General features: G+C 46.2%; 8 protein-coding genes. 4 read left to right on the top strand and 4 right to left on the bottom strand.

The window, feature by feature from the left end; translation table 11 throughout:
• Nucleotides 1–159: 159 nt before the first annotated feature.
• The 4 genes from PMG71_RS14715 to PMG71_RS14700 all read left to right on the top strand — a co-directional run bounded on the left by PMG71_RS14715 (nucleotide 160) and on the right by PMG71_RS14700 (nucleotide 4,694).
• Nucleotides 160–975 (top strand): PD-(D/E)XK nuclease family protein, encoded by an 816-nt coding sequence (locus PMG71_RS14715; RefSeq protein WP_283754458.1) that lies wholly within the window; start codon nucleotides 160–162, stop codon nucleotides 973–975.
• A gap of 68 nt (nucleotides 976–1,043) precedes the next feature.
• A complete protein-coding gene (locus tag PMG71_RS14710; RefSeq protein ID WP_347179295.1) occupies nucleotides 1,044–1,850 on the top strand; it encodes a prohibitin family protein in 807 nt (268 codons plus the stop codon).
• An 18-nt stretch (nucleotides 1,851–1,868) separates the two neighbouring features.
• Complete coding sequence (locus PMG71_RS14705) at nucleotides 1,869–2,846, top strand: GAF domain-containing protein (RefSeq protein ID WP_283754456.1); 978 nt, start codon at nucleotides 1,869–1,871, stop codon at nucleotides 2,844–2,846.
• Nucleotides 2,847–3,212: 366 nt separating this feature from the next.
• Nucleotides 3,213–4,694 carry an MBOAT family O-acyltransferase gene (locus PMG71_RS14700; protein WP_283754455.1) on the top strand — a complete coding sequence of 494 codons (1,482 nt, stop codon included), beginning with the start codon at nucleotides 3,213–3,215 and terminating at the stop codon, nucleotides 4,692–4,694.
• 241 nt (nucleotides 4,695–4,935) lie between these two features.
• Here the strand turns inward: PMG71_RS14700 and PMG71_RS14695 are convergent, their stop codons facing one another.
• The 4 genes from PMG71_RS14695 to PMG71_RS14680 form a co-directional block, all read right to left on the bottom strand.
• A complete protein-coding gene (locus PMG71_RS14695; RefSeq protein WP_283754454.1) occupies nucleotides 4,936–6,063 on the bottom strand; it encodes a cupin-like domain-containing protein in 1,128 nt (375 codons plus the stop codon).
• Nucleotides 6,064–6,140: 77 nt separating this feature from the next.
• On the bottom strand, nucleotides 6,141–6,311 hold the full coding sequence (locus PMG71_RS14690; RefSeq protein ID WP_283754453.1) for a hypothetical protein: 171 nt from the start codon (nucleotides 6,309–6,311) through the stop codon (nucleotides 6,141–6,143).
• Nucleotides 6,312–6,325: 14 nt separating this feature from the next.
• Nucleotides 6,326–9,154 carry a preprotein translocase subunit SecA gene (gene secA / locus PMG71_RS14685; protein WP_283754452.1) on the bottom strand — a complete coding sequence of 943 codons (2,829 nt, stop codon included), beginning with the start codon at nucleotides 9,152–9,154 and terminating at the stop codon, nucleotides 6,326–6,328.
• Between the two features lie 97 nt (nucleotides 9,155–9,251).
• Nucleotides 9,252–10,889 carry a GspE/PulE family protein gene (locus tag PMG71_RS14680; protein ID WP_283754451.1) on the bottom strand — a complete coding sequence of 546 codons (1,638 nt, stop codon included), beginning with the start codon at nucleotides 10,887–10,889 and terminating at the stop codon, nucleotides 9,252–9,254.
• Nucleotides 10,890–10,930: the final 41 nt, after the last annotated feature.

Here is a 10,930-nt window from a genome sequence, read left to right as displayed (position 1 = left end):
GCAGTTTTCGCTGTTATGTGGGACATCTTGATCCCCCTAAATCCCCCTTAAAAAGGGGGACTTTCCTATTCCCCCCTTTTTAAGGGGGGCAAGGGGGGATCTTTTCCTACTGTCCACCGATACAGCGCAAAGCGCTGTATTTTCGATGAGGTCATAAAAATGATGGAGCAGTTTAGCTTGCGCCTGTCTCAGGGGCATTTAAATATATTGAGTGCTTGTGGACGAAAATTTCAGTATATTTTTTTAGAAAAAATTCCTTATGTAGTTTCTGTGGAGCAGCAGGAAAAATTGGACTGGGGAAACCAGTTTCATGTGTTCATGCAACAGCGAGAATTAGGGCTACCCATTGAGGGCATGTTGGAGCGCGATCGCCAGTTTAAAGAAAGTTTAGAGGGATTGATAGCTGCTGCTCCAGCCTTGTTTGCGGATGGGGAAGGATTTCGGGAGAGCGAACATCAGAGGACTCTAGAGTTTGAGGGTTATTGGCTGACGGTGATTTATGACTTACTCATTTGCCGATCGCAGGATGCCCAAATTATGGATTGGAAAACCTATCTACAACCCCAAAATAGCGATCGCCTCCAACACAATTGGCAAACCCGTCTTTATCCCTTCGTCTTAGCCCAAACCAGTAATTATACCCCCGAACAGATATCGATGACTTACTGGTTTGTTAAAGGTAAAAATTCATTAAACAATCGGGCAACCTGCCTAGAATTTAAGTACAATAACCAGCAGCATCAACAAACCCAAACGGAGTTAAGTCAACTGTTACAGCAACTCAAACAAGGGTTGGGGGACTATATCCAGGGTATTGATTTTCCTCAAGTTGCAGCCACCTCCGGCGAATGCAGCCGATGTCCCTTTGCTCGACGATGCGATCGCCTTTCTGCCGATCGAGTTACAGAGGGGACGGTTGAGTCTCAATTATGGTCTCTTCCTTCTTTAGACAGTATCCCAGAACTGCCCATTTAATCCTATTAGCCATCATGAAATCGCCTAATCCTTTTCCCTCCAATTCCCAATTCACAAATCCCCAACTGATGATTCCAGTATTGGGAGTATTCTTTCTGGTTTTTGCGGGTTTAATTTTCCGCCCCTTTGTGATTATCAATGCCGGAGAGAGAGGAGTAGTCATGAAATTTGGGAAAGTCCAAGAAGGGATCTTAGATGAAGGCATTCATCCCATTATTCCGGTGATGACAACGGTACAGAATCTGAGTGTGCGGGTACAGAAAAATGATGTGAATGCGGAAGCTTCTTCCCGTGACTTGCAAGATGTACAAATGGAAATCGCCATTAACTGGCATATCGATCCGGCGCGAGTCAATCGAGTCTTTCAACAAGTGGGAGACCAAGAACAGATTTTAATTCGGATTATTAATCCTTCAGTTTCGGAAGTCGTGAAGGCAGCAACAGCCAAGAAAAATGCCGAAGAAATCATTACTCGGCGCACAGAATTGAAAGAAGAAATTGATAAAACGCTCAAAGAAAGAATCACATCCTATGGCATATTGATCGATGATGTTTCTTTGGTGAATGTGTCCTTTTCTGCCGAATTTGCTAAGGCGATTGAAGCAAAACAAATTGCCGAACAAGAAGCCAAACGAGCCGAGTTTGAAGCCTTGAAAGCCGAAAAAGAAGCCCAGGCAGAAATTAACCGTGCCAAAGGACAAGCGGAAGCGCAACGACTGCAACGGCAAACCTTAACGCCGATTTTGTTACAAAAACTAGCGATTGAAAAATGGGATGGTCGTTTTCCAACGGTTATGGGGGGCCAAGGTGCGCTACCCTTTATTAATATGTCGCCGGAAACTTTGTCAGCTCCAGCGCCAGCACAAACGCCTTAATTTTAGGACTGAGGAAAAATGAGCGATCGCCAAGATGAAACCCTAACCGCAGAACTCCATCGTTTGCATCAAGAGATCCGGGATCTCAAACAAGATCGCCAAGCCTTTGAAGCGCAAAATGAGCTGCTCCGCACCTTTACGAATTTAATGCGGACTTCGACGGGTTCATTGATGTTGCGATCGGTATTGCAGCAAACCTTGAAAATTGCCATCGAGTTTACTCAAGCAGAAGCAGGAAGCTTATTTTTCTTAGATCAAAAGGGAGCAGTCGTTGCCAGTGTCTTAGCGCGGGGGGCAACTATTCGGGATGAAAAAAAAGCGATTATTGGGCAAGTTTTAGATAAAGGATTGGCGGGTTGGGTGAATTATAATCGGACAATTGGCTTAATTACGGATACCAAAACAGACGATCGCTGGTTAACCCTTCCCGATGAACCCTATGTGGTGCGTTCAGCATTAGGTGTACCCATTTTTCGCAGTCAAACCCTTTTGGGTATTTTAACTCTGATGCATCCTCAACCAGGATATTTTACGGAAGAAGTGGCGAGTTTAATGGAGAAAACCGCCGCACAAATGGGGGTGGTGTTGGATAATGTGCGTCTGTATGTGGAATATCAAAAAGTTGAACCCCCTTCAATGCCAGAAATGGCTTCAGAAGAAGAGTCGAGTGCAGAAGAGTCTTTAGCTCAGTTAGGACTCTATATTCTCACAGAACGGGGAAAATTTTTGTATGCCAATCGCCAATTAGCTCAGTTATTTGGGTATCGATTTGCAGAATTGGTGGCTTTAGAGTCTTTTCTGGATTTAATGGCACTGGAGGGGAAGCGCTCTGTGTTTCATCAGATTCAAGAGTGTTTTGAGGGCGAGCGCAAGCGGCTCGTTTATCAAGGTAAGGGTAGGTGTAGTGATGGTCAGTTGATGGCGATCGATCTCTATGGAGAACGAACTAAACTGTATGGCAAATCAGTCATTATTGGTGTGGTGCAGCAATGCTAGAGCAGGAGCAAGTGCAAAGGGTTACAGGGATGTTTGCCCTAGATAGCTATAACTGTATTGATATTCAAAAAGCAATTTAAGTATTCTCACAGAGCGAGATCTGGTGAAATTGGCTATAACTGGCGATCGCATTTTAATTCCTAATATCAAGTTCGCTTATTCATGTCCGCGAAGCGGAAATACCCTAATTAAAAATCCAGGGAGCAAGATGCTCCCACTCCAGTCAGATCAAAGAATTCGAGGAGTGCGGGCATCTTGCCCGCTTCTTAAAAATTTTCATGTCCGCTTGCGGAAACCGGACTTGATATCACCCTTTATCCGGACTTAATATTACCTCATCTTAGAAAAAGCAGTTTGTGAACTCTGATGCTGTTCAATTCCTATATTTTTATTTTCCTCTTTTTACCCCTAACCTTAGTAGTATGGATCGGTTTAAATCGGCTTAAGCTGATTAAAGCCAGTCAGGTGTGGTTAACAGTAGCATCCTTAGTATTTTATGGCTATTGGAATATTAGCGCCTTGCCTCTACTGTTACTCTCTGTAATTTTTAATCATCAGATGGGACAGGCGATTGCCCATAGTGAACCCCCAAGTAAATCCGCTAAAACCCTACTCTGGATTGGTATCGGGGTTAACTTACTTCTGATTGGATATTACAAATATGCCCATTTTTTAGTCAATTCCATCAATGGAATTCTCCACACCCATCTTTCAATTCCTAACATTATTCTACCCTTAGCTATCTCCTTTTATACCTTTACTCAGATTGCCTATTTGGTCGATGCCTATCGCGGGGAAACCCAAAGCTTAAACTACAATCCCTTAACCTATGGCTTATTTGTGGTCTTTTTTCCCCAATTGATTGCCGGCCCCATTTTACGACACAATCAACTGATTCCCCAGTTTCGCAGCCTGAAAACCTATATTTTCTCCCACGAAAACTTCACCAAAGGATGTGTTTTATTTAGCTTAGGATTATCTAAAAAAGTGTTAATTGCCGATCGCCTCTCCCCCTGGGTAGCCCCTGTCTTCGATCATGCCAGTGATGTCACTTTCCTTGAAGCCTGGATGGGCGTATTGAGTTATACTTATCAGCTCTACTTTGACTTCTCAGGCTACTCCGATATGGCGATCGGATTAGGATTAATGTTTAATATCCTTCTCCCCCTTAACTTTAATTCCCCCTATAAAGCCACCTCCATTCGCGACTTTTGGCAACGCTGGCACATCACCTTATCTGACTTCTTACGAGACTATCTTTATATTCCCCTAGGAGGCAATCGCCAAGGAGAAATGCGCCGCTATACTCATTTAATCATCACCATGCTCCTGGGTGGACTCTGGCATGGTGCAGGCTGGACTTATGTCATCTGGGGAGGACTCCATGGGTTCTATCTTTCTATCAATCATCTCTGGCGTAAATTCCATCTGACCTTACCCCAATTTTTATCCTGGAGCATTACTTTTTTATCAGTTATTATTGCCTGGGTATTATTTAGGGCAACAAAACTCGCTGATGGCTTCACACTCTTGCAAACCATGAGCGGCATCCATGGCATCATTTTACCCAGTGATTCCTTAGAAAATATCCCTTTCTTAACTCAATTTGGTATCACTTTCCAATCCTGGTTTTCCTTCAATTATTTACCTGAATTTTGGCAGAGTCAAAGTCTACCCTTTTTCATTCTCTTATGCCTCACTTTAGCCGTTAAATATTTACCTAATACTCAAGAGATCCTGACTCAGTTCAAACCTAATATATATTGGGCAACTGGTGTAGGTCTTTTAACAGCAACTGCTTTATTATCCCTCAATCGAGTTTCAGAATTTCTCTATTTTCAGTTTTAGGGATAAAGAGAAAGGTAGTAAGCAAGATGCTCCTAATACCATTTCTACTTCATTGTGCCACACTTCAGCTCTGTAAAGCCCCCTTTTTAAGGGGGTTTGGGGGATCTATAACCTTGCATTCTCACCAAGAAATGGTATAGTCATATAGCGAGCAAGATGCTCGCACTCCTAATATACTGTACTCCGATACAGCACTTTTCTCTGTTATGGAATACAGGGTTGAATGCTCATTCAGCACGGGTTACCATGCCCTGATATTGGGGTCTTGCCAAGTATAATGATTGGGAAAAACAAAATTAGTAAACGACAAGGAAATACTGGTATTTAGGGCTTTGACCTGATGCCACCAGCCCACCGGTACAAAAATCACTTCGCCCGGTTGCAAGACTTCTTCAATGATTTGCACATTCTTAAACAGGGGATATTTTTGATAATCTGGATTTTCGCAATCTACCTTACTAAAGACTCCCACATAATTATATAAGAGGGGAGTTTGTTGGGGAGAAATTAAGCGCCAGCGTTTACAGCCATAAACTTGAGCCATCATTAAGTTAACTGGATCGTGGTGTAAAGGGGTAATGGTTCCACTAGGGCCAAACCAGAAAAAGACCCGATTGTGGGTTTCTTCTGGGTTGAGGAATTCCGGGAAAAAGACAATATCATTGAGCAGCCCTTTTAGTTCCTCACGCTCTAAGTTTTGGTTGTTGGCAACCATATAATAGTCATTATTTTCTCCCCCGTTTAAAACTTGCTCTACATAATCAGCAAGCAAGATGGTTTTCCGGTGTTTTTCACATTCAATTTCGTATTCTGGGTTGCTGTTGCGGTTCGCTTGAATTTGGACTTCAACCGAGCCATATTTTTCTTGTAAGTATTGCGGTGACCAGGTTTGCATCGCCGGCCAATCTTGCATTAAATCGGTTAGAATGACGGGGGTATTGGTGGCATAATAGCGGTCTAAAAACTCTTGCCTCGAAACGCCCGATCGCCGCTCAATCCCCGTTGCCTTAGAAGAGAGGGCAGCCAGTTGCTGTTGAATCGCTAAGGTTGATTCTAATTTTCGCAGCAGTTGGGCAATATTATTACCAATTTGATAGGAGGGTTCCCCCATCACCTGATTAATCGCTAGGCGGGCGATCGCCGGATCGATCCCCTGTTGTTTCATCGCCTCAATCATGGACTGCTCCGGCTTATTATGCAGCTTATTTAAGGCGATCCACCGTTTCCAATTCTCTGGAATTTGCGGTTGACTGGGCGGAATTTGACCTGGATTTTGGGGCATCCATTCTAAATTCACCTGTTGTTGATCGTTCACCGTAATCCGCAGGGGCGGTAAGGTGATGGTCATGGGTTGTAAGCTATCTGTCATGATCTTTCTGATAAATTACGAGTGATTATTAATTACTAAAATATCCCCCTATGATCCTCTTTTTCCACCTCTAGCTCTCATACTGAAGCTCTCATATTCCCAAAGGCGATCGCCGCATTCGTCGCCGGGCAGCCCGCCGCCACAGTATAATCAACTGCTACTTTTTTCTCATTAACTTGCGGGATTTGGGGAGTCAGATAGAGCAAATCTAAAGTCGCCAAACCCACAAACAAACCGGATGTATCCATTACATCAACTCAACCTACACCGTTTCCTGTTGGGCGGCTGCCTTCGGTTGAGCTTGGGGTTGGAATTGGAACAGAGAATAAACCACATTCCGGCGAATCGAAATCATCATCTCCAAGAACAACTCATACCCCTCACTCTTATACTCAATCAGAGGATCTTTTTGTCCATAACCGCGTAATCCCACCGACTCCCGCAAAGCATCCATTTGTTGGAGATGCTCCCGCCATAGGGTATCAATTTGCTGGAGAATAAAGAACCGTTCCGCTTGACGCATCAACCCAACTTGAATTTGGTCAACTTCCGCCTCTTTCAAATCATAAGCAATACGGACTTGCTCATGTAAGAAAGTTTTCATCTCACTGAAACTCAAATCCTCCAGTTGTTGCGGTTGCAAATCTCTGAGCAGATAGACAAACTCTTGCACCTTACTCACCAGTTGTCCCAAATCCCACTCTTCAGCCGGTAATTCTGGATTCACATAGGCTTCTACAATATCGTCCATCGTCCGCTCTGCATAGGCAATCACCTGTTCCTTCAGGTCTTGCCCTTCCAAAACCCGGCGACGTTCAGCATAAATCGCTTTACGCTGGTTATTCATCACCTCGTCATATTCAAACACCTGCTTACGGATGTCGTAGTAGTAAGTCTCGACTTTCTTTTGCGCCCCTTCCAGAGAACGGGTGAGCATTCCCGACTCAATGGGCATATCTTCTTCCACCCGGAAAGCCTCCATCAAGCCCGCCACGCGATCGCCCCCAAAAATCCGCAACAAGTTATCCTGTAAACTCAGGAAAAACTTCGTCGTCCCAGGGTCACCCTGACGACCCGCCCGACCTCGGAGCTGATTATCAATCCGTCGAGAATCATGGCGCTCCGTCCCCATCACAAACAAGCCGCCCAGCTCAATCACCTCCTCATGTTCCCGGTCTGTCCACTCCTCATACTCCGAGCGAATCAGATTAAACACTTCCCGCAACTTTTGCACCACCGGGTCATTCGTCGGCGCTTTCTCCGCCGCAATCGCCACCTTATCCTCCGCCGTCAACTCCGGTAAAGATAGCTCTCCATACTGCGCCACCGCAAAATTCACCACCTCTTTTAACTTCGCTTGGGTACTCCCAGACAACTCCGTTGGGAAAATCTTAGGCGACACCTTCCAAGTTTTCACCTTCTTATCCAAACTAAACCCTTGGGCCGCCTTCCGTTTACCCATACCCGGCACTTTAGCCACCCCAAAGCCCTCCTCATCTTCCGGCTTCACAATTCGGGGCATAAAATACTCCCGCAACTTCAGACGGGCCATATAATCCGCATTTCCGCCCAAAATAATATCCGTACCTCTTCCTGCCATGTTCGTGGCAATCGTCACCGCTCCTTTGCGTCCCGCCTGAGCCACAATTTCCGATTCCCGCTCCACATTCTCCGGCTTCGCATTCAGCAACTGATGGGGCACTTCCAACTGACTCAACAGATTAGACAACACTTCCGACTTTTCTACACTCGTAGTTCCCACCAAAATCGGCCGCCCTTGGTGATGGAGTTCGGCACAATCTTGGGCCACCGCTTTCCACTTCGCTTCCTCCGTTTTGTAGACCACATCGGCCATATCTTTGCGTCCCGTAGGCCGGTTAGTCGGAACAATGGTCACCTCTAAGTTATAGATTTTCTCAAATTCCGCTTCCTCCGTTTTTGCTGTCCCCGTCATTCCTGACAACTTGGGATAGAGCAAAAAGAAATTTTGATAGGTAATCGTGGCCAAAGTCTGGGTTTCCGGCTGAATTTCCACATGCTCTTTGGCTTCAATGGCCTGATGAAGTCCATCACTCCAGCGACGACCCTGCATCACCCGACCGGTAAACTCATCTACAATAACAATCTCATCTTCGCGGACAATATAGTTGACATCCTTAATAAACAACTCCTTGGCCTTAATCGCATTGAAGACAAAATGGGCCCAAGGGTCATCCGGGTTAAACAAGTCCGAAACTTCTAGAAATTTCTCTGCCGCAATATAGCCCTCATCCGTTAACAGCACATTGCGGGCTTTTTCATCTACTTCATAATGGCCTTGTCCGCTTTCCTCGTCTAAGGCCGTCAAGGTTTGGGCCAGTTGAGCCGCTCTAATATACTTTTCGCTAGGACGGTCTACTTGACCTGAAATAATTAGAGGGGTTCGGGCTTCATCCACTAAGACTGAATCCACTTCGTCAATAATGCAGAAGTTAAACGGCCGATGCACCACTTCTGCCATGGACGAAGCCATATTATCCCGCAGATAGTCAAACCCGACTTCAGAGTTGGTGGCGTAGGTAATATCGCAGCTATAGTTTTTGCGGCGTTCTGAGGGGGCCATACCTTGCTGAATTAAGCCTACGCTCAGGCCTAGGAAGCGATGGACTTGACCCATCCATTCTGCATCCCGACGGGCGAGGTAGTCGTTGACGGTGATGACGTGAACCCCTTTTCCGCTCAGAGCATTCAGATAAGCGGGAAGGGTTGCCACTAGGGTTTTTCCTTCCCCGGTTTTCATTTCGGCAATTTGGCCATCATGGAGAACCATTCCCCCAATCATTTGTACATCGTAGTGGCGCATTCCTAGGACGCGCTTGGCGGCTTCGCGGACGACGGCGAAGGCTTCGGGAAGGATTTCATCGAGTAATTCTTTTTGCGCTTGTTCGGAACCGGCTTTTTCTAGGCGCTGCTTAAATTCTCCGGTTTTGCCCCGCAATTGGTCGTCCGATAGACCTTGGATGTCTTCTTCGTAGAGGTTGATTTCAGAAACGAAGGGCTGATATTTTTTTAATTTGCGGGTGTTGGGGTCACCAAACAGGTTTTTCAGCATAATCGATTTACTCTACCAGACGCTATACAAGGGTGCAAAAGACTTTTCCTTATGGTATCACTTCTAGGATGGGTAGTGGGGAATGGGGGATTGACTCTCAAGTTAGTTTATAGTGCATGGCGCTGCGAGGCAGAACCCGCACCACTTCATCTACTGTGGTTTTCCCTAGAGTGACCTTATCCGTGGCGGCTTTGCGAAAGGACATAAAATCCGTATCTTTCAAATATCGGCGCAATTCGGTCACTCCCCCTTCATAAATTAACTCGCGAATTGAGTCATCCACATTCAGTAATTCAATGATGGCCTGTCGTCCTGAATATCCGGACTGAAAACACTGGGTACAGCCTTGTCCTTTGCGCCACTCTTCCGGATTCGCTTCATGTAAGCCAATTCCCAAAATCCTTAAATCTTCTTCGCTGGGACGATAGGGTGTACCACAATGGGGGCAAATAGAGCGGACTAAACGCTGGGCAATTATTCCCAATAGCGCGTCACTAATTAGACCAGGATCGGGGCCGATATCTTTGAGTCGGGGAATGGCTCCCACGGCATCATTGGTATGCAAGGTGGTAAAGACTAAATGACCGGTCAAAGCTGCTCGGACTGCGGTTTCTGCTGTTTCATGGTCGCGAATTTCCCCCACCATGATGATATCTGGATCTTGGCGCAAAATCGCCCGCAAGCCGGCCGCAAAGGTCATGCCGGCCCGTTCATGGACTTGGGTTTGGGTGATGCCAGGTAAGATATATTCTACGGGATCTTCTACGGTGACGACATTCACCTGTTCTGTGGCTACGGATTGCAAGCTGGTATAAAGGGTGCTGGTTTTACCGGAACCGGTGGGCCCGGTGAGGATAATCATGCCTTGGGGTTGCCGTAACCAGTCTTGATAAAGAGGTAAGGTTTTATGGTTAAAACCTAGGTCTTCAATTTTACTAAAGGGATTTTGCCGAGGCAGGAGACGGATGACGGCTTTTTCGCCACTGACACAGGGGAGGGTACTGACGCGCATATCCATCCCCAATTCTAGGTTGTCTTGGGTGGCGTATTTTTCGCCAATCCGCCCATCTTGGGGACGACGACTTTCGGCAATGTCCATATTGGACATGACTTTGAGAGCCACAATGACTTTACGGCTGACTTCTAGTGATAGGGTGGTAATATCTCGGAGTACACCATCAATTCGATACCGAACGCGCAAGCCTTGGGGCAGGGGTTCGAGGTGGATATCGCTGGCGCGGTTGCGGAGAGCGCCGGAAATGATGGTTTTAATGCGGCTAATTTGGCCGACGGCTTTGGATAGGTAGAGTTCGGTAACTTCGGTAATATTTTCTTGTTCGAGTTCCCCGGTGATGGGGTTCACTAGGGGAGCGGAACTGATGCGGGTATGGTCAAAGGTGCGGGTATGATGCCAAGCGCTGTAACTTTTTTGAGTAATGGGGATGATTTTAAGGTTGGTGAGGGTACGCTCGCTCATGTCCCGAATGCGATCGGCTTCCACGGTTACCGGAGAGCCGAGATAGTAGCAGTTGCGCCACAGAAGCAAGGGAATAACGGGGGGGAGGTTCTGGCGATCGGGGAATTCTCGCCAAAACCGAGAACTGACTTCAGCATCGAGTAAAGAAAGGTTAAGGTTGCGATCGCTATCAACCAAGAGCTTCAGGGCTTCATCACAGTTCACCGTACCTTGTCGGAGTTGTTGCCAAGCAGAAGGAGTCAGATCGCTGGTTTGCATAGGGCTTGAGGATAAACGCTTTGTTCCCTAGTATACCGTTT

This window comes from Roseofilum acuticapitatum BLCC-M154, from assembly GCF_030068475.1.
GTDB lineage: Bacteria > Cyanobacteriota > Cyanobacteriia > Cyanobacteriales > Desertifilaceae > Roseofilum > Roseofilum acuticapitatum.
Note: the sequence above shows the minus strand (reverse complement) of the source record. Positions and strands in the feature narration are given on the sequence as shown.